The organism is Vibrio sp. D401a, assembly GCF_030248515.1.
In the GTDB taxonomy this organism is placed as follows: domain Bacteria; phylum Pseudomonadota; class Gammaproteobacteria; order Enterobacterales; family Vibrionaceae; genus Vibrio; species Vibrio rotiferianus.
Genome location: NZ_JAHGAI010000035.1, coordinates 251247 through 271387 on the forward strand (window position 1 = coordinate 251247; position 20141 = coordinate 271387).

The 20141-nt window shown below is 44.7% G+C and carries 17 protein-coding genes and 1 pseudogene; 16 read left to right on the forward strand and 2 right to left on the reverse strand.

The window, feature by feature from the left end:
• Nucleotides 1–85: 85 nt before the first annotated feature.
• Entirely contained in the window at nucleotides 86–793 is a 708-nt protein-coding gene (gene ubiG, locus KIV41_RS15155; protein ID WP_010447571.1) for a bifunctional 2-polyprenyl-6-hydroxyphenol methylase/3-demethylubiquinol 3-O-methyltransferase UbiG, read from the reverse strand.
• A gap of 309 nt (nucleotides 794–1102) precedes the next feature.
• Here ubiG and gyrA point away from each other — a divergent pair, with 309 nt between their 5' ends.
• The 3 genes and pseudogenes from gyrA (at nucleotide 1103) to KIV41_RS15170 (ending at nucleotide 5083) form a co-directional block, all read left to right on the forward strand.
• Nucleotides 1103–3742, forward strand: a complete 2640-nt coding sequence (gene gyrA, locus KIV41_RS15160) for a DNA topoisomerase (ATP-hydrolyzing) subunit A (RefSeq protein ID WP_045387776.1) — start codon at nucleotides 1103–1105, stop codon at nucleotides 3740–3742.
• A 121-nt stretch (nucleotides 3743–3863) separates the two neighbouring features.
• A complete protein-coding gene (locus KIV41_RS15165; RefSeq protein WP_038886851.1) occupies nucleotides 3864–4487 on the forward strand; it encodes a cytochrome c in 624 nt (207 codons plus the stop codon).
• 41 nt (nucleotides 4488–4528) lie between these two features.
• Nucleotides 4529–5083, forward strand: a pseudogene (locus KIV41_RS15170) (hypothetical protein).
• Between the two features lie 122 nt (nucleotides 5084–5205).
• On the opposite strand, the gene nrfA reads toward KIV41_RS15170, so the two are convergent.
• Nucleotides 5206–6633, reverse strand: coding sequence for an ammonia-forming nitrite reductase cytochrome c552 subunit (gene nrfA / locus KIV41_RS15175; protein WP_285336943.1), 1428 nt, complete (start codon nucleotides 6631–6633; stop codon nucleotides 5206–5208).
• Nucleotides 6634–7084: 451 nt separating this feature from the next.
• On the opposite strand from nrfA, the gene nrfB reads away from it, so the two are divergent.
• The 13 genes from nrfB (at nucleotide 7085) to KIV41_RS15240 (ending at nucleotide 20130) form a co-directional block, all read left to right on the forward strand.
• Nucleotides 7085–7687, forward strand: coding sequence for a cytochrome c nitrite reductase pentaheme subunit (nrfB, locus tag KIV41_RS15180; RefSeq protein WP_071235526.1), 603 nt, complete (start codon nucleotides 7085–7087; stop codon nucleotides 7685–7687).
• Nucleotide 7688: 1 nt separating this feature from the next.
• Nucleotides 7689–8375: a cytochrome c nitrite reductase Fe-S protein gene (gene nrfC / locus KIV41_RS15185; RefSeq protein ID WP_252041913.1), complete on the forward strand. Its 687-nt coding sequence runs from the start codon at nucleotides 7689–7691 to the stop codon at nucleotides 8373–8375.
• Complete coding sequence (gene nrfD, locus KIV41_RS15190; protein ID WP_252041914.1) at nucleotides 8372–9343, forward strand: cytochrome c nitrite reductase subunit NrfD; 972 nt, start codon at nucleotides 8372–8374, stop codon at nucleotides 9341–9343. Before nrfC ends, nrfD begins: the two co-directional genes overlap by 4 nt.
• Before the next feature lie 9 nt (nucleotides 9344–9352).
• Complete coding sequence (locus KIV41_RS15195; RefSeq protein ID WP_285336944.1) at nucleotides 9353–11257, forward strand: heme lyase CcmF/NrfE family subunit; 1905 nt, start codon at nucleotides 9353–9355, stop codon at nucleotides 11255–11257.
• Complete coding sequence (locus KIV41_RS15200; RefSeq protein WP_010447593.1) at nucleotides 11241–11768, forward strand: DsbE family thiol:disulfide interchange protein; 528 nt, start codon at nucleotides 11241–11243, stop codon at nucleotides 11766–11768. Before KIV41_RS15195 ends, KIV41_RS15200 begins: the two co-directional genes overlap by 17 nt.
• A complete protein-coding gene (locus tag KIV41_RS15205) occupies nucleotides 11755–12162 on the forward strand; it encodes a cytochrome c-type biogenesis protein CcmH (protein ID WP_373417613.1) in 408 nt (135 codons plus the stop codon). Before KIV41_RS15200 ends, KIV41_RS15205 begins: the two co-directional genes overlap by 14 nt.
• Nucleotides 12163–12320: 158 nt before the next feature.
• Complete coding sequence (locus KIV41_RS15210; RefSeq protein WP_010447597.1) at nucleotides 12321–12497, forward strand: hypothetical protein; 177 nt, start codon at nucleotides 12321–12323, stop codon at nucleotides 12495–12497.
• 266 nt (nucleotides 12498–12763) lie between these two features.
• Nucleotides 12764–13411 carry a GTP cyclohydrolase II gene (gene ribA, locus KIV41_RS15215; RefSeq protein ID WP_010447607.1) on the forward strand — a complete coding sequence of 216 codons (648 nt, stop codon included), beginning with the start codon at nucleotides 12764–12766 and terminating at the stop codon, nucleotides 13409–13411.
• 176 nt (nucleotides 13412–13587) lie between these two features.
• Nucleotides 13588–14850 carry an imelysin family protein gene (locus KIV41_RS15220; protein ID WP_010447608.1) on the forward strand — a complete coding sequence of 421 codons (1263 nt, stop codon included), beginning with the start codon at nucleotides 13588–13590 and terminating at the stop codon, nucleotides 14848–14850.
• A 92-nt stretch (nucleotides 14851–14942) separates the two neighbouring features.
• Nucleotides 14943–16325 carry a di-heme oxidoredictase family protein gene (locus tag KIV41_RS15225; RefSeq protein WP_285336945.1) on the forward strand — a complete coding sequence of 461 codons (1383 nt, stop codon included), beginning with the start codon at nucleotides 14943–14945 and terminating at the stop codon, nucleotides 16323–16325.
• A gap of 10 nt (nucleotides 16326–16335) precedes the next feature.
• Nucleotides 16336–17373 carry an imelysin family protein gene (locus KIV41_RS15230; RefSeq protein WP_285336946.1) on the forward strand — a complete coding sequence of 346 codons (1038 nt, stop codon included), beginning with the start codon at nucleotides 16336–16338 and terminating at the stop codon, nucleotides 17371–17373.
• Entirely contained in the window at nucleotides 17354–18436 is a 1083-nt protein-coding gene (locus tag KIV41_RS15235; protein WP_182025829.1) for a DUF1513 domain-containing protein, read from the forward strand. The genes KIV41_RS15230 and KIV41_RS15235 overlap by 20 nt, the downstream gene beginning before the upstream one ends.
• 164 nt (nucleotides 18437–18600) lie before the next feature.
• Nucleotides 18601–20130 carry a murein L,D-transpeptidase gene (locus KIV41_RS15240; RefSeq protein WP_285336966.1) on the forward strand — a complete coding sequence of 510 codons (1530 nt, stop codon included), beginning with the start codon at nucleotides 18601–18603 and terminating at the stop codon, nucleotides 20128–20130.
• Nucleotides 20131–20141 lie beyond the last annotated feature (11 nt).

Sequence of the window (20141 nt, forward strand, 5' to 3'; positions counted from 1 at the left end):
AAGGCAGTAAACCTATGCTACTGCCTCTCTCACGTACCCTTCTTTTATAGGCTCATTTGGTTGATGTGATTGCTATGTAATCAGACTAGTATTTTTGAGTATGGACGATGTAGTTTACATCGACATTACGGCCTAGTTTGTAGCTATCGTTAAGAGGATTGTAGTGCAAGCCAGTGATACCCATTTCGGTTAGGTCTGTTTGGTCAATCATCTTCATCATTTCTGCTGGTTTGATGAATTTCTCGTGGTCGTGAGTGCCTTCCGGAACGATTTTCAATAGCTTCTCTGCGCCAACAATGGCAAATAGGTATGACTTGATATTGCGGTTTAGTGTAGAGAAGAAGACATGGCCGCCAGGTTTGACCAACGCTGCACAAGAACGAATCACAGAGAGTGGGTCAGGGACGTGTTCAAGCATCTCCATACAAGTCACGACATCGTAAGTCCCGGCATTTTCCGCTGCGTGGTCTTCGATGGTGCTTTGGATGTAAGTCAGCTTAGTTCCTGTCTCTAGTGCGTGCAGGCGAGCGACTTCTAAAGGTTCCTTACCCATATCTAGGCCAGTTACCACTGCACCTTCTTTTGCCATGCTTTCTGCAAGAATACCGCCACCACAGCCCACATCGAGCACTTTTTTGCCAAATAAACCGTCGGCTTTCTCCAGGACATAGTTCAAGCGAAGCGGGTTAATTTGGTGAAGTGGTTTGAACTCGCCTTCTAAATCCCACCAACGAGAAGCCATCTCCTCGAATTTCTTAATTTCACTTGGATCGACGTTTTGTGCTTTTGTCATGATAGTAATATCGCTTCGCTAATAGTCCTTTGGAAGGCGCGATTATACTCCAATGGTACGATACGTTAAAACTGCTTCTTTTCTCACAATCGCAATAGGGGACATTTTTGAACGATATTGATGGAAATATAGTCAGTTTTCAGAAAGATATGGGATGAATGTGCAAATTCTCTTCATTTAACCCATAACCAAGCTCACAACCTGATAAAAGGAGCGGGAAAGTGATGCCCCGTTGATGAATTGTGTGTTATATTTTTGCACCTTACACGTATCGTAATTACGATCAGATAATAGAGGGATAATGGCTCTATGAGCGATTTAGCTAAAGAGATCACGCCCGTAAACATTGAAGATGAGCTTAGAGGTTCATACCTAGACTACGCGATGTCAGTAATCGTGGGTCGTGCTCTTCCAGATGTGCGTGATGGCCTAAAACCAGTACACCGCCGCGTTTTATTCGCGATGAACGTACTAGGCAACGATTGGAACAAACCATATAAAAAATCAGCCCGTGTTGTCGGCGACGTAATCGGTAAATATCACCCACACGGTGATAGTGCTGTGTACGACACAATCGTACGTATGGCTCAGCCGTTCTCACTTCGTTACATGCTGGTCGATGGTCAAGGTAACTTTGGCTCGATCGATGGCGACTCTGCTGCGGCAATGCGTTATACCGAAGTACGTATGGCGAAGATTGCCCACGAACTTCTGGCTGACCTAGACAAAGAAACCGTAGACTATGTACCTAACTATGATGGTACTGAGCAGATCCCTGCGGTTCTTCCGACGAAAATTCCTAACCTACTGGTAAACGGTTCTTCTGGTATCGCGGTAGGTATGGCAACCAACATCCCGCCACACAACCTTGGCGAAGTGATCGATGGCTGTCTTGCGTACATCAATAATGAAGAAATCACTATTGATGAGCTAATGGATTACATTCCTGGTCCTGATTTCCCTACAGCGGCGCTGATCAGCGGTCGTAAAGGCATCGTAGACGCGTACAAAACAGGTCGCGGCAAAATCTACATGCGTTCAAAAGCGGAAATCGAAGTGGAGAAGAATGGTAAAGAAACCATCATCGTCACTGAAATTCCTTACCAGGTAAACAAAGCTCGTTTGATCGAAAAGATCGCTGAGCTGGTTAAAGATAAAAAAGTAGAAGGCATCAGTGCGCTACGTGACGAGTCTGATAAAGACGGTATGCGTATCGTAATTGAATGTAAGCGCGATGCTGTGGGCGAAGTGGTTCTAAACAACCTTTACGCACAAACCCAGCTTCAAACGACTTTCGGTATCAACATGGTTGCGCTAGACAATGGCCAGCCAAAACTATTCAACCTAAAAGAGATGTTGAAGTGTTTCGTTGACCACCGTCGTGAAGTTGTTACTCGTCGTACTATCTTCGAACTACGTAAAGCTCGTGAACGTGCACATATCCTTGAAGGTTTGGCGCTTGCACTAGCGAACATCGATGAAATCATCGAACTTATTCGTAAAGCTCCAACACCTGCAGAAGCGAAAGCAGGCCTTGTGGCGCGCGGTTGGGACCTTGGCAACGTAGCGGCAATGCTAGAGCGTGCGGGCACCGATGCTGCTCGTCCAGAATGGTTAGAAGAGCAATACGGCATCCGTGACGGCCAGTACTTCCTGACTGAAACTCAAGCACAAGCTATCCTAGACCTACGTCTACACAAGCTAACTGGTCTTGAGCATGAGAAGATTCTTGACGAATACAAAGCACTTCTAGATGAAATCGCAGAGCTAATGCATATTCTTGCAAGCACTGAGCGTTTGATGGAAGTGATCCGTGAAGAGCTTGAAGCGGTTCGCGATGGTTTCGGCGATGCACGTCGTACAGAAATCACAGCAGCTAGCCATGACATTGACATGGAAGAGCTGATCGCTCGTGAAGACGTAGTAGTAACTCTGTCTCACGAAGGTTACGTTAAGTACCAAATTCTAAGCGACTACGAAGCTCAGCGTCGTGGTGGTAAAGGTAAGAGTGCAACGAAGATGAAAGATGAAGACTTCATCGAACGTCTACTTGTTGCAAATACTCACGATAACATTCTATGTTTCTCAACTCGTGGTAAGACTTACCGTCTGAAAGTTTACCAATTGCCTCATGCAACTCGTACTGCACGTGGTAAGCCAATCGTAAACATCCTTCCGCTAGAGGAAGGCGAACGTATCACCGCAATTCTTCCAGTTGATGAGTTCTCACCAGAGAAATTTATCTTCATGGCGACAGGCGATGGTACGGTTAAGAAGACCCCACTGAACCAGTTTGCAAACGTACGTTCAAACGGCCTAATCGCTGTGAACCTACGTGATGATGACTCACTAATTGGCGTTGATATCACAAACGGCGATAGCGACATCATGCTGTTCTCTAAAGCAGGTAAAGTGGTTCGCTTCAGCGAAGACAAAGTACGTGCAATGGGTCGTACAGCGGCGGGTGTTCGCGGTATGAAACTAGCAGACGAAGACCAAGTTGTTTCTCTAATCGTTCCGTCTAACGAAGGCGATATCCTAACGGTTACACAAAACGGCTACGGTAAGCGTACTGAACTAGCGGAATACCCAACGAAAGGTCGTGCAACTCAGGGCGTTGTGTCTATCAAGGTTTCTGAGCGTAACGGTCCAGTTGTTGGCGCAGTACAAGTAGAAGAAGGCGACGAGATGATGATGATCACCGACGCTGGTACTCTAGTTCGTACTCGTGTAGCTGAAGTAAGCCAAGTAGGTCGTAACACTCAAGGTGTAACGCTGATCCGTACAGCAGAAGATGAGTCAGTAGTTGGTCTACAACGCATTGACGAAGTTGAAGAAGTAGAATTACCTGAAGGTGAAGAAGCGGAAGCAACAGAAGCAACTGTTGAAGGTCAAGCGCCTGAAGCACCAGCAGCGGACGATACAGCTGAAGGTTCTGAAGAAGAATAATCTTCTCAGTCACTGCTAAATTTAAAAGCCGAGCATTACGCTCGGCTTTTTTGTACTTGTATCAACGCAATGAAGGCTCTAAACCAGTAGACTGAAACTCTCTTGTTTTATGGAATGCACTATGTCGGTTTGGTTTTTTGTCGCCATCACTTTGATGGGTTTATTCATTGTGGCTTTGTCGCTGAGCGCCGCCAAAGTAAAGCCAGCGCAATGGTTTAGCTTCTGCGCGTTGGTGCTCGTGCTGACGAGTGCTAGCTTTTTACTTTTTCGTCAATCTGCTCCTCAGCCAATACAAGCCGAAGCATCGCGGATGATGACTGCTCATGACATCATTGAGGAAATCCAAGACCAATTGCGTGAAGACCCAAATAATGCTGAGCTATGGTTTCAGTTGGGGCAGGGATATCTGGTCGAAGGAGAGCTTGATGGAGCACTGATTTGCTTCGATTATGCCATTCAGTTGACAGACCCAGTCAATGCAACTCAACTTGCCGCTAAAGCAACCACCCTGTATTACATCCATAAACAAGCGATGACGAGTGAAGTCAGTTTATTGCTTGAACAAGCGTTGCAGTTAGAGCCTCATAATGAAGCGGCCTTGTCTTTGATCGCAAATGATCATTTTTTGTCATTCCGTTTTCAGGAGGCGATTGATGCTTGGGTACTATTACTAGATTCTAACGATCCCAACTTAGATAGAGTGCAAATTATTAACTCTATCAACCAAGCGAAAGAGCTGTTGTAGACGTAGAATTTAATAAGCAGTAGACGAAAGGTAGGCGACGAATGAAGAATAAAGCGTTAGGCATTTTGGTGGTGCTGTGCGGCTCCGTACTGGCAGGCTGTACTTCTTCCGAACATTCTGGCTCCTCATCTACGGTTTATTACTCTTCCGGTTACTACGATCCATGGTGGTATGATCATGACGATTACTGGATCTACTAATATCCGGGTTGTTGTGACAATGATGATGAATACAAAGAGAAATTGGAAGAGTGGTGGAATGGCTTGGATGAAGACCAACAGCAATCCATCAAAGACAAAGTTGAAGATTGGAAGGATGATGATATGTCCACCAACATTGACAACATGAAACGCCAGCTTGACGACCATTGGCAATCTCTACCTGAAGAGCAGAAGCAGGAGATTCAAACCAAGTGGGAGAATCGTCCAGAGCGAAGCGAGCCCGCAGCTTTACAAGACAAAGCATTGAAAGAAAAGGCGCAACAAAGAAAAGCACTGCCAGAGACGAAGATTCAGCGTCCTGCGGAAAGACCTAATGTGCAAATGCCTAAAACGCGCCCAAATATTCAGTCTAGGCCGAGACTTCCTCGTCGTTAGCACATTCGATTTTTGTCTCTCGATAGAATCGAGAACGAAGAAATAAAGATAACAAAGAAATAAAGAAAGGGGCGTTCAGTACGCCCCTTGTTGTATCTATTAATTAATCTTCACCAGTTAAACTAGTACGTGGCTTCGCGTTCAGCAGCTGCCTTATCCCACTCTGGTGCTACCGTTTCTAGGAAGTGTTTCTTATCTGAGTTCATTTTCTCCATATCCATTCCTAGTGCTTGTTGTGCCTTAGCTTTGGTCGAGATATCAGGGATTTGTACTGGTTCAGTAATGCCTTTGGTTGCAAGTAAACGAACCAGCTTAGTGCGTGCGTCCGCCGCACGGTCAACCGCAGTGCCTAACACCTCAAGCGCAACTTCAGGCGCGTGCATGTGGACACCATGAGACGCAATAGCGTAGTCCCAACGCCATTGTGCATGGCGGATATCTTGCAGGATCGGCTGCATTTCATCTTCGGTTGCGCCGGCTTTCCATGCTGCACCCGCTTCAAAGTGCGCTGCTACGATTTGCTTCTCGGCTGTTAGCTTCATGTTCAGTACTTGAGCTTTACGCGTTGAAACGATGCCTTGTAGCTGCTCTTTGGTTTGGGTATGACATTGTGCACAAGTGTCTTCGAAGCGATCAAACGGATTGCCCACTTTGTGGTCGGTGTAAACGGTGCCGTCTTCTTTAGTTACTTTTGGCATGTGGCAGTCCACACATACGACTTTATTCTTGCCGTGGATGCCATCACGCCATGTTTCGTAACCTGGGTGCTGTGCTTTCAACATTGGTGCCTTCGATACTGCGTGTGTCCAATCTTTGAAGTTCAATGCATCGTAGTACTGCTCCATATCGTTCACAGTGGTCCCCATATCCCATGGGAATTTCACGGCTTTGGTTGGACCGGTAAAGTAGTATTCAACGTGGCACTGCGCGCAAACAGACGCTTGTTGATCTAGGCGAGATTGCTCATCAAACTTTTTGCCGATGGCATCGAAAGCGCGTTCTACATAAGGGCGAGTTATTGCCAGCGCTGGTTCACCGTTCTTAAACTCATCAGAGCGAGTGTCGTGACAGTCTGAACAACCAATAGGGTTAACGATCTCCGATCCTAAGCGTGCCCATTTGCCTTCGAAGTAGCCATCTTCACCGCGTTCATCAATTACGCGAGCCACATCTGGGCTTTTACAGCTCCAACACGCCATCGGCATAGGTCCGGATTTTTCGTCTGTCGGTGCGCCGGTACGTAAGGTTTGGCGAACATCATCCAATGCGTAGAAGTGACCGCGGGCTTTATTGTAATCTTTCGCAAAGCCATAGCCTGCCCATAGAATCACCATGTTTGGGTCTTCACTTAAGGCATCTTCAATATGTTCACTTTCTGATGTTGCTTTCCAAGAATGATATTGGTCAGGGTGGTTTTGTTCAAAGGCATCGTTGCGTGGATCGACGAGTTCTTTATCTTCCGCTGCCATAGGAGCGCCTACCAAAAATAATTGGCTGGCGAATAAGGTCGCAACCGCGATGGGTGCGCTCATCCAGTGTTTTATGCTCACGGTGTTATCTCCATATTTGTTTTTATAAGCAGCGTTGTGAGGAGCTATTCCAAATAAGAACCGGAGATCTAAGATTAATAATATGGCTTAATCAAATAGATGAAATAGTGAGCGATACTTGTCTTGTTTTAGATCAATTTACGCCAGTGATCTCAGTCATGTTTATATTTATATACCCCTAAAGTGGTATGGTGTAACTTGTTGTGTGCTAAGGTTTTAGCTTTCTGTCTGTTTAAAAAATAGGGTGATTAAGCTCGCTTTTTGAGCGGTTGTTTCTACCCCTTATGGAGAATAGGGGTATTATAAATATAGGTTTAGCGTTGTGGCTTTCCGAAATAAGAATTGATGTCATTTGAAGGTTTGTAAAAATATCTTCAGAGGAAATTAATTGTCGCTCAAATAAATAATTGAGAATGGTTATCAATTATTATCGAGCTAAGGAAAGAAAAATATGGGCAATATAAAATTGACCATAGAGACAATGCTGAAATTTCTCTTCATCTTTGCCTTCTATGGTTTTTCCATCGCCGCCCATGCGACTTCTTCAGAGTCAGTTGAAGGTGCTCAGGCCGAGCGTCATCAAGTCGAACTGATCCGAGACCGAGACTATAAATGTCTTCAATGTCATAAGGACGCCAAAGACACTCTGAATCTATCGCATGATCCACAAGCGTTATTGAGCCAAGGAAAGCAACTTAATTGCACCAACTGCCACAGCAATATTGGTCCTGACCACCGTGAAGGGGCGCCGGATGTTATTAAGTTTTCTGCTGCGCAATCAAAAGCAGTGCACGATAAGGTGTTCCTCGATCCGAGTTTGATCCTCAAAGCTAATAGTCAGTGCGTGGATTGCCATGCGCCTACTGAGCTAAGAGAAAGCCACTGGACGCACGATGTTCATGCAAAGAATCTTACTTGCTCAAATTGTCATGATGTTCACGCTGCAAAAACCAAAGCACTGTCTTACGACAGAAAACAGCTGATCAAGCAATGTGTCGATTGTCACTCTGAATTTGCCGTCGAACCTGAACTTGCAAAAGAAGAGGAGAGATAGCATGAAATGTTCTAGAAGAAACTTCCTAGCCGGCAGCGGCGCTTTGATATTGACCACTGGCGTTGCAGGCACTTCCGTTGTTAGCTCCTCTCTTTATGCCAGCGATAGTGAGCAAGCAAAGCGTATGGGGATGGTTCACGATGAGAATGCCTGCATTGGTTGTACCGCTTGTACTGATGCTTGCCGTGAAGTGAATAACGTTCCTGAAGGCGTTACCCGTCTTAAAATTCATCGTAGTGAGCCGATTGGGGAGTTCCCTGATGTGGAATACCAGTTCACTCGAGACTCTTGCCAGCACTGTGATAATCCGCCTTGTGTATACGTTTGTCCAACTGGCGCTGCGTATAAAGACGAAGCAACTGGTATCGTCGATGTGCACAAAGAAAAATGTGTTGGTTGTGGTTACTGCTTAGCTGCGTGCCCTTATCAAGTCCGCTTCTTTAACCCGGTCGATCACTCTGCGGATAAATGTAATTTCTGTCGTGATACCAATTTAGCGCAAGGTAAACAGCCGGCATGCGTGGAATCTTGCCCGACGAAAGCACTGATATTTGGCGATTTAAACGATCCTACAAGTGAAGTGAGCAAAGCGATAGAAAGCAACGTTGTGTACCGTGATAAATCGCATTTAGGTACACAGCCTAAGCTGTACAAAATTCCACATAGCAAAGGGGAGGTGTCATCATGAACGGCTTCGAGAGTGCTTTCCACTTTGACTCGTTAGTTTGGGATTGGATCATCGCAATATATCTGTTCTTAGCGGGTATGTCCGCGGGGGCGGTAATGATATCCATCTATTTGAAACGCAAGGTTATCGAGGGTGACCCAGCAAACAATGGCATCATGAAAGCTATGGCTTGGTTAGCACCGTTTGGCATCATTGCTGGTCTAGTTATTTTGATTTTCCACTTAACTAAACCGCTAGAGTTTTGGAAGATCATGATTTACTACAATCCGACTTCCGTGATGTCTATGGGCGTTATCTTGTTCCAAGTGTACATGATCGTACTATTTGTTTGGATTGGTGTGATTTTCCGTCACCAAATCATCAATTTCTGCGAAGGCAAGTTGCCAGGCAAGTTGCTCGATTTTGTTGATGATCTCCTGATCAAGTTCGGTAAAGGTAACAACGCGATAGAACTCTTTCTGGGATTCTTAGCGATAGTTTTAGCCGCGTATACCGGCTTCCTGTTATCGGCATTGAAGACTTACCCAATGTTGAATAACCCAGTACTGCCTATTTTGTTCTTGTTCTCTAGCTTATCTTCAGGAGCGGCGGCGTGTTTGATGTTTGGCATCTTGGTTTTCAAAGAGTCAACCAGTAGCCCAAGTGTGTCTTGGGTTCACGGATTTGAACGCCCAGTTGTATTGTTTGAGCTGTTTGTCTTGGTGACCTTCTTCACAGGTCTGATCTTTAGTGGCGGTCAGAATGAGGTTGCCGCTTGGAATGCGATATCTAACGGTTTCTGGGCGCAATGGTTCTGGGTTGGGGTCGTACTCATCGGTATGCTCACACCGTTAACGCTGAACTGGTTAACGCCTTCTGAAGTTCGCCACAAGGGAAGCTACGTGTTTGTGGTGACGACGTTAAGCCTGGTTGGTGTATTGATGCTACGCACGTTCATTCTCTATGCCGGTCAGATGACTATAGTATAGGGAGGTGTAATGGAGGCTGAACTGGGGTTATTTTTACTCATACTGGTGTCGATTGGCTCTACGTGTGCGGCGTTGTTGTATTGGATTCGTCGCGCAATTGGCAAAACGGTGGCGCTACCGCACCAAACTGCAACGTCATACATCATCAGTTTGGCCTCTTTCATTTGCTTATCACTTTTGATTGTCTGTTTTGTTCAAGATAATTTCGCGCTTGAGTATGTGGTTACTCATTCCAATAGCCAACTGCCTGTCGCATTCAAGGTGGCGGCTACTTGGGGAGGGCACCAAGGTTCGATGTTATTTTGGGTGGTGACACTCAGCATGTGGGCGTCATTGATCGCTTTTAAATCACCTGTTAATGCTCAATATACTGGTGATTGCCTAGGAATCATGAACGTTCTTATTGCGATCTTTGCGTGGTTTACGCTTGCCACATCAAATCCATTTGAATATGCCCAAAGTTTCGCTCTGGAGGGACGTGACCTCAATCCGATGTTGCAGGATGTTGGGCTTATTATTCACCCGCCTTTACTTTACCTAGGTTACGTTGGTTACTCTGCGGTATTGGCTCTCGCGCTTGCTGCTTTGTTTGGAAGGCAACCACACCATGAGTGGTATGCATTTGTTCGAGGCATTGCCTATTTCGCTTGGGGTACGTTAACGGCGGGCATTTTAGTTGGCTCGTGGTGGGCTTATAGCGAATTAGGTTGGGGGGGCTGGTGGTTTTGGGACCCGGTAGAAAATGCGTCTTTGATGCCTTGGCTAGTTGGCACAGCCTTACTCCATAGCATACATTTGTCAGCAAGAAATAAAGGGGCGATTTGGAGCACTTACGCATTAGCGTTTAGTACGTTTAGCCTCAGTGTATTGGGTACTTTTGTTGTCAGAAGCGGAGTTTTAACATCTGTCCACGCATTCGCTGTTGATCCAACTAAGGGATTGGCATTGCTGTGTGTATTGGTGATTATTGTCTTTGTCACTTTTGGGTCTTTGATATATCGAGGTCAGCAGATTCCTCAATCGAACATTGATACCATTTTTAGTCGAGCTTATTTATGTTACATGGCGATAGGCTTATTAGTCATTGCTACTGCTATCGTGTTTCTTGGTACGTTTTATCCGATGGTTTACCAAGTATTGGGGTCAGGTAGTATTTCAGTCGGACCACCATATTTTAACTCACTTATCTATCCATTATTTGTTTTTAGTCTGGTTGTACTGGCTTGTTCCACGTTTTGTTCATGGCAACATTCTCGGGCAGGTAAGGATCTGAAAGTACTATGTTTGATTGCTTCTTTGAGTGTCATTACAGCCAGCATTGTAGCAATTATGGTTAACACGGGCTTGATGCTAGGTGTAATTTTTGCGTTGGCAATTTACGTCGTTTCTAGTCATGCATTTCAGTGGGTAAGAAGTGGTGCGAAGATTAGCACTGCACCTAAACTTTTTGCCCACATTGGTTTTGTCATTGCTGGAGTAGGGGCGATAGTAAATGCCTCCTACTCTTATGAATTTAGCTACCGAATGTCTCCAAACTCTCAGCATCAGTTCCAAAACGTATCTCTCGAATATGTGGATACTCACTGGAAGGTTGGGCCGAACTATACTTCGGAAATAGCAGAGATACGCCTTAGCACAACGGAACAACACAGCTTCACTCTGCTCCCAGAGAGAAGGCATTATTCAGTACGAGTTATGAATATGACGGAGCCTGCCATTAAGTCTTTTTGGCATGGTGACTACTATATTACACTTGGGGAAAAGCTGTCAGAGCAATCTTATGCGGTGAAAGTGCAGTACAGAGCCGCAATTTGGTGGATATGGTGTGGCGGTATCGTTGCACTAATAAGTATGTTATCAGCCTTACTGCCTAAAAGATCTTGGAGTCGAGTCAGTGATGAATCCTTCGCATAAACTAGCTATTCTAGCGGGAGCTATTGCGGTATTTTCGGTAACCAGTTACCTGTCTTTAGCTGATCGTCCAAACGTCGAGACAACGAAAAATCGGGTGGTCTATGTTCCAAATTTTCAGGCTGACAGCTTAGCGACAACGGACGTACTTACGGAAAAGCTGTTTGCAGAGCATGATTTGCAAATTTTAAACGTCTGGGCGTCTTGGTGCGGTGTCTGTAAACGTGAGCATGATGAATTGTTGAGTTTATCGCGAGCAGGTGTACCAATAATAGGTTTGAACTATAGAGATCAAAGCCATGCAGCTCAAGAATACTTGGCTCGGGAGGGTAACCCATATGCCAAGGTGATATTTGATCCCAAAGGTGAGCTAGGGATCGATTTAGGTATAATAGGAACGCCGGAAACGTACCTAATTGATCAAGAGGGGCAGATTTTGATCAAATATCGTGGTGAAATTAATAAGGATAAATGGAATGCTATTTTCTCTAAGTTCTTTGATATCTCGATATAATTTATCTTTTGTATTATCTTTATTATTCGCCTTACTCCCATTAAATGCGTACGCTATTCAAGATGATCAAAATGTTGATCTTTTTGAATTTAAATCAGTTGAAATGCAACAGCGTGCAATTACTTTGGCTAAGTCTCTTCGTTGCCCTCAATGTCAAAATCAAAACCTAGTCGAGTCGAATGCCTATACTGCGAAAGCGCTACGGCTGAAGGTCTACGAGATGGTGAATGAGGGATATACAGATAAAGAGATCAAGCAATACTTAGTTGATCGATATGGAAATATTGTCCTGTATGATCCGCCATTTAACCTCTCAACGGCATTATTATGGATCTTTCCAGGGCTATTTATGATCCTTTTTCTAATTATTTCGATCAAAAAACTCAAGCGTTAATAGTGTGATAATTGTTCCACTATTTAAAATTAATTGTGCATATAACAGGCAAGATGTTATCATTTTCAAGAATTTCAGATTAATTCAGTGAATAGCGAACTAAATAAAAAGATGAGCTAACGCGTATTTCGATAACGTATTATATGTAGGTGTTTGCAGTGGATTCAGTAATATCGCAATTAAAAAAGGACTTTTACTCGCAGATTCGAGCATTGCAATCACCGAAGCTGCCGCAAGTCACATCAACGCTAGCCGTTTTAAGTGATGAAGAGCTTCAAGAGCTCGAAAATGTCTGGATTGAGCTTGTTGTGTGGAAGAACAAGCAAACTCACTAAGTTACTATACAGCCAGTTTTATATAAAAAACCCCAGCCTTTGCGGACTGGGGTTTTTTATTGTACTTATTTTAAAATGTTATATTATAACATTTGTCAGCCGGGTAATGCTGTATGATTAACTAGGTACTAAAAGTGTTCTAAAAAGAATCAACCATAACTGGTTAGTTTGATTACCCTTTAAGTGAAGCAGTTGCATTCAAAGTGATCTTAAGATTGAAAAATCAGGTATCAATCCCCATAGTCTGTGATTGAGAGAGATTTCTTATGAATGCAATTACAAAAGTGCATCAAGCAATACATCAAGTGAGTATAGATATGGCGGAAGTTCGTGCCAGAGTAGATTTTAAAGTCGGGGCAAAAAGTAACATTGAAGCTGAGATTCTGTCCTTCCACGGATTGAAAACAGACAAAGAACACGTTGCAGTAATTTTCAAGCATGCAGATCAAACGCAAGACACACCGTTAGTCAGAATGCACTCTGAGTGTTTGACTGGTGACGTATTCCATTCTTCACGCTGTGACTGTGGTGAGCAACTGGAAGAGACCATCAACCGTATGGGTGAATCAGGTGGGATCATTCTATATCTTCGCCAAGAAGGTCGTGGCATTGGCCTATACAATAAGATCGATGCGTATCGTCTACAAAGCCAAGGCATGAATACTTATGAAGCCAACAACCACCTAGGCTTTGATGATGACTTGCGTGACTTTACGGAAGCTGCACAAATGTTAGAAGCATTAGGTGTGAATAAGATCCGCCTTGTGACAAATAACCCTAAGAAAATCCGTGAATTATCTGAGTATGGGATAGAAATCGCTGAAGTTGTCAATACCTCTGCACATATCAAAGATGGCAACGAAAATTATTTGAAGGCCAAGGTGTCCCACGGTAAGCACCATCTAAAGGTTTAATATTAAAGATAAATCTAACAACAAAGATTGTTAAAAGCCTCATATTTGTGAGGCTTTTTTTGTATCTGGAGTTGCAAATAAATTGTAAATTTGTATTATCTCGGGACTAAAAGTGCAAATAAGAATAATTAGCACTACCAATACGATAATTAAAATGCTCAACAAGGATGCTTCAGATGAATGCAAAAACAGTTTTAGTCCAGTCTATTGCTGCATCACTTCTCATTGCCAGTGGTTCTACGGTTGCTGCTACAGTAACTAAACAACAAGTTGTCGAACATTATGCAGATGTTGCTCACGCGGTATTTTCTGATTCTGTGACAACAGCAAAAGCCCTCGATGTAAAAATCGACGAATTCCTTAAATCTCCATCCGCAGCAAAGCTTGAAGAAGTAAAACAAGCTTGGCTAGATTCTCGCGTACCATACCAACAGTCTGAAGTTTTCCGCTTTGGTAACGCGGTCGTTGACGATTGGGAAGGTCAGCTAAATGCGTGGCCACTTGATGAGGGCCTAATTGATTACGTTGCAACTGATTACCAATATGAACTAGGTAATGAAGGTGCTTCCGCTAACATCATTGCGAATACAAGTCTCCAGATTGGCGCGTCGAAGCTAGATGTCGCTAAAATCACACCAGAATTGCTAGCAGATCTAAACGAAGTAGGTGGTTCTGAAGCAAACGTTGCTTCGGGTTACCATGCGATTGAGTTCTTACTTTGGGGTCAAGATCTTAACGGTACTAATGCAGGTGCAGGTCAACGAGCTTACACTGACTTCGTTGTAGGTTCTGAGTGTACTAATGGCAACTGTGAGCGTCGTGGTGAGTACTTAAAAGCAGCAGCTGATCTACTGGTTCAAGACCTCGAGTGGATGGAAAAGCAGTGGTCTGCAGACGTGAAAGGTAACTACCGTGAAGAGCTTCTTAATGGCTCGGCAGACAACGGTCTTCGTAAGATGCTATTCGGTATGGGCTCTCTTTCTCTGGGTGAGCTAGCTGGTGAGCGCATGAAAGTTGCACTAGAAGCAAACTCGACAGAAGACGAACACGATTGTTTCTCAGACAACACTCATAATTCTCATTACTACAACGAGCAGGGCATTTATAACGTTTACACCGGCCTATACAAGCGTGAAGATGGAACATTGCTATCTGGTCCAAGCATTGCGGATCTTGTTGCTCAAAAAGACAAAAAAGCAGCAAAAGAAATCCAGAAGCAGTTTGATGTTACTCGCAGCCAAGTAGGTGAGCTAGTGACTTCTGCTGAGAAGAACAACCAGCACTTCGATCAGCTAATTGCGGCGGGTAACGCACAAGGCAACGCGTTAGTAAACGACACCATCATGTCGTTGGTAGCCCAAACCGGTGCGATTGAGCGAGCGGCAAACATTGTCGGCATCGATAGCCTAAGCCCTGATACTGCTGACCACGAGTTTTAATAAGAAAACCATAATAAATAAGGGCTCTTTGTGAGCCCTTTTAACGTTTGAGCTCGTTGTTATCACCCTTGTTGTATATGTAGAGCAATGATATGAAGCCATACCTAATTTCTGCGCTAGCCGCGATCCTTTCTTCTTCTGCCATGGCTTACGATGTTAAGTCTGGTGGCAAAACCAGTGTCAAAAAAGATGGCGCGAATGCCTATTCTCTTCCTGCTGCCAACCTGCCAATGAGTAAGCGCCTTGACTTCAGTGTCGGCAACAGTTTTTTCCGCAACCCCTGGGTTCAAGCTCCTGCATCGACGGACGCCCGTGATGGTCTAGGTCCGCTGTTTAACACCAATGGTTGTCAGAACTGTCACATCAAAGATGGTCGTGGTCATCCGCCAGAGAAAGATGATTTACATGCCGTGTCTATGTTAGTGCGCTTGAGCATTCCTGCGATGACGCCTGAGCAAAAAAAAGCGTACATCAAAGACGGTGGCATTCCCGAGCCCACTTATGGCGGCCAGCTGCAAGACTTTGCACTTCAAGATCAGACCCCAGAAGGCAAAATCGAAATCACTTATACCGATGTGCCTATTGAGTTTAAAGACGGCACGACAGTGACGCTGAGAAAGCCGCACCTAAACATTACCGATTTAGGGTATGGCGACATGCATCCGGATACTGAATTTTCAGCGCGTGTGGCGCCACCAATGCTCGGCCTTGGCTTGTTAGAGAGCATTCCCGACGAAACACTGTTGGCTTGGGCTGATGAACACGATGCCAACAAAGACGGCATCTCAGGTAAAGCAAACAGGGTTTGGGATATTGAGAAGGACGACTTCTCGATTGGTCGTTTTGGCTGGAAAGCCGGACAGCCGACGCTAATGCAACAAAATGCCGCGGCATTCAATGGCGATGTCGGTTTGACGAGCCACTTTTTCCCAAATGAAAACTGCACCTCAAAACAAACTATTTGTGATGACATGCCAAATGGTGGAAAGCCAGAAGTAAGCCAAAATATCCTTGATTTCGTTGAGTTCTATAGCCAACACTTAGCGGTGCCAATTCGTCGTAATGTCAATGATCCAGAAGTGAAGCTTGGTCAACAGATCTTTGCATCATCTGGCTGTGAAAGCTGTCATAAGACAAGTGTGAAGACCGCTAAACGACCAGGATTGCCAGCGCTTTCTGAGCAGTTAATCCATCCATACACAGACATGCTTTTACATGATATGGGTGAAGGCTTAGCCGATCACCGTCCGGAATACTTAGCAAACGGGCGTGAATGGCGAACTGCACCATTATGGGGGATTGGCTACACCGAGGAGGTTAACGGCCATACTTACTTCCTACATGATGGACGTGCGCGCAACCTTATGGAAGCAGTATTGTGGCATGGTGGCGAAGCTGAAACAGCTAAGCAGAATGTCTTGGCACTGAATAAGAAAGAACGTGACGCATTGATTGCGTTTTTGAATTCTCTATAAGGCACATACCATGAAAAAAAGACTGTTAGCGAGTGCTATTTCAGCAACTCTAAGTTTGGTTGGCTGTCAGGCAACAAACGAATTGGCCTCTGCAAAGCCAGAAAAGACAAACCACCTTTCACAAAATGTGTATGAAGTGGAGTTTCAAGCAGCGCAGGCATTTTTAGTTCAAACGACCAATCTTGAGCAGAGCTTTACTGATTACTGTGCGTCAGAGAGCAAAGATTACGCGAAAGTAAAACAGCAATGGCATCAAACTATGCTGGCGTGGATGGCGTTGCAAGGTCAAGAGCGTGGTCCAGCGACGGCATTAGAGCAAAGTTGGAACGTTCAGTTCTGGCCAGATAAAAAGAACACCACAGGCCGTAAGATGTCTGTGCTGACGAAATCGGACCAAGCTTGGAGTGCAGAGGAGATTTCGACGCAAAGCGTAACCGTACAAGGTTTAGGCGCGTTGGAGTGGTTGCTTTATGATAAAGCTTCGACCTTATCTAGCGACAGCAAGACGTGTGCAACAGGTGTTGCGATAGCCGAAAATTTAGATAATAAAGCACAGATCATTTCTGATTCTTGGGCAGAAAACCCGTGGAAATCGTTAGATGTGACAGAGTGGGAGTCTGAGTACATCTCGCTGTTATCTAACCAGCTTGAATACAGCATGAAGAAGCTGAGTCGTCCATTAGCGAAGATTGGCAAACCTCGTCCTTATTTCTCAGAATCGTGGCGTTCAGAGACTTCGTTATCAAACTTAAAAGCGAACCTTGAAGGAATGGAAGCACTCTATTTTGCCAACGGTAACGGTTTGGATGCTCTGTTGAGAGATCAAGGCCATGCAGATTTGGCTGATCGTGTTACCCATCAGTTTGAAATGGCTGTAGATACATGGCCAGAAGATAAGAGCTTGGTTGCCGCGCTGCAAAGCAAAGAAGGTTATCGTATGGTGCTAGCTCAATACAACAAGCTAGAACAATTGAAGTACTTGATCCACGAAGAAGTGGCGATCGAGCTTGGCGTGGTTATAGGATTTAATGCAACCGATGGTGACTGATCAAACCCGCCGAACCTTACTTAAAGCCGCTCTTTTTGGGGCGGCTACACCTGTTATGCCGTTTGGTTGTACTTCAACAAACTCACGTGAGCCAGCGCTGATAGGCTGTTCAATCATTGGCCGAGATAAATACGCTGCGGTGGTGGCTGATGAGCATGGTATGCCAATCACTACGTTACCTATTCCTGAGCGTGGTCATGGCGTAGCAACAAACCAGCAGGGGCACGCAGTGGTCTTTGGCCGCAGACCTGGTACGTTCTTTATGGTGTTTGATTATCGCTCAGAGCAAATGATCAAACTGCAACTAGCAAAGTCGAATCGCCATTTCTATGGTCATGGTGTTTACTCACATGATGGCACTTTATTGTTCGCTACCGAAGGCGAAAGGGATACAAGCCGCGGGATCATTGGTGTTTATGATGTGCAGAAGCAATATCAAAAAATCGATGAGTTAACGGGTTTTGGTCTTGGTCCTCATGAAGTGATCATGATGCCTGATGGCGCATTAGCGATTGGCGTCGGTGGTGTACACACGAATGGTCGTGAACCACTGAACCTTGAAACGATGAAACCGAGCTTAAGTTATCTTTCACAAGATGGTGCGTTGCTGGATCAGGTTTCTTTGCCGGATCATCAGCTAAGTATTCGTCACTTAGCCCATGATGGAGCAGAAACCGTGCTTTGCGGACAGCAGTACCGCGGAGAGCCAGACGAATACCCTGCACTCATTGCCATGCATACTCGTGGCGGTGAAATGCAGGAGCTTCATGCAGAGCCGGAACAATGGGCACGCTTTAACCATTATGTCGCAAGCATTGCGGCGACAGATGAATGGATTTTGGCGACGTCGCCTCCAGGTAGCTGCTATGGGATATGGTCTAAGTCTACTGGTCGACTCGTTGAATTAAATGCGCTACCTGATGCGTCGGGTGTGGTTGTCTACGGTGATGAATTCCGTGTCAGCTCTGGGGCAGGTAAAGTTGTTGAGCAAAGGCCAACGAAGTCAAACCTTGCCATGGCTACTGGCATTCAGTGGGATAATCATTGGTCGAAGATTACGTAATAGGGGGGGAATTAAGAGTCTAATGACACTTCTATCGGAGGTTTTCTGCCTAGATTCTTAATTTTAAACCTGCAAGCCGTGAGATATTTGCCATACTTTTTTTAAGGCAAGTTTTCCGAGGGATCGTGATCGTGTTTGCTAGAATTCTATTAACAACGGCGCTTATGGTGCCGTTTTTCAGCTTTTCTACTGTTGTTTCTCAAAACGCCACTGCTGATACAGAGCAGGTGGGAGCGGTTGCACAACTATCCATTGAGAAAATGATCCATTACCCAGAAGTGATTGATCGGCTCTACCAGAGCACCAGCTATCGCTTAAATTGGGAAAACGAGGATATTGCACAACAATTCTTGTTTCAATTGCAAGTATTGTCTCTTGCTGAGGTTTCTCCAGTATTTCAAGACCAAATCAGACGTGTTGCTTATGTAAAAGAAGAGGGAGATGCTCTTGATTATGATTTAGTCATGACAGATACGCTACTCATGTACCTAAGCTATTTAGAGCAAGTCCAAGAACATGGCTTACAATGGTTGTTTGGCCAAACCGAAGAAGTGTCATTGCCTGAACCTAGCATCGAAGTACTTACCGCTTTAAGCACCGAAATTACCATTGGTAAGTTAGAGCAATTTCTCATCAATTTATCTTCACCGTTGCAATCCGATCCCGCCTTCAATCAATCTTTTTATTCGCTCCAAGACTATGCCAAGCTTGATTACCCTACCTACCAGCAACAAGGTTTAGCGAGAGTCGGTGATGTGCTAGAAAATAAGCCCATACTCCTTGAGCGAATGCAGGTCGTTGGCATCGATGTCGACGATTTACTTTATAGTGGTCCACAATTTGATGAAGAGCTGGAAATGGCCATAAAAGCATTCCAGAAAATTCATGGTCTAAAGCAGGACGGAATTATCGGTCCAAACACCATTCGTTGGGTTAATTTTTCGCCTGAGCAACGATTGCATCTACTTGCACTTAACTCAGAACGTTCTCGTTTGTGGGCAAAAGAGCGAGACAATGTCGTGTTTGTTAACGTGCCAGGGTATGAAGTGACATACTGGCATAATGGTGAAGCATTATTTGAGTCTAAAGTTGTTGTAGGCCGAACAACTCGAAAAACACCTATCATGACGGGGACTCTTGATTCTGTCATCCTTAACCCTACATGGAATGTACCTTGGAAGATTATGGTGAAGGACATCATTCCAAAGGTTAAGAAAAACCCGATGTACCTACTTGAGCAAAATATTCAGATAATTCGCTCATGGGATTCAAGCGAGATCATTGATCCTACGACGATACATTGGGCTTCGGTTAACCCGCGTAGCTTTCCTTATCGGATGAGACAATCTTCTGGATCTAATAACGCGTTAGGCTTGTATAAGTTTAATATGCCAAACCCTCAGGCTATTTATTTACATGACACGCCGAGCAAAAACTTGTTTCAAGAAGATAGACGTGCTTTCAGTTCGGGTTGTGTAAGAGTAGAAAACGCTGAACAGCTGGCCGAGCTGTTGTTTAAGACCCAAGGCCTTGAAGAACGTCTAGAGAAAAAACGTGAAAGTGGTAGAGAGGCGAATACCTCGGTGCCCCTGAGTAAACGTATCCAGGTACATATTATTTATCAGACAGCTTGGTTAGAAGAAGGCATGCTGTACTATCGAGATGACATTTATCGTTACGATCATCAAGGTTGAAATTCGTTCTC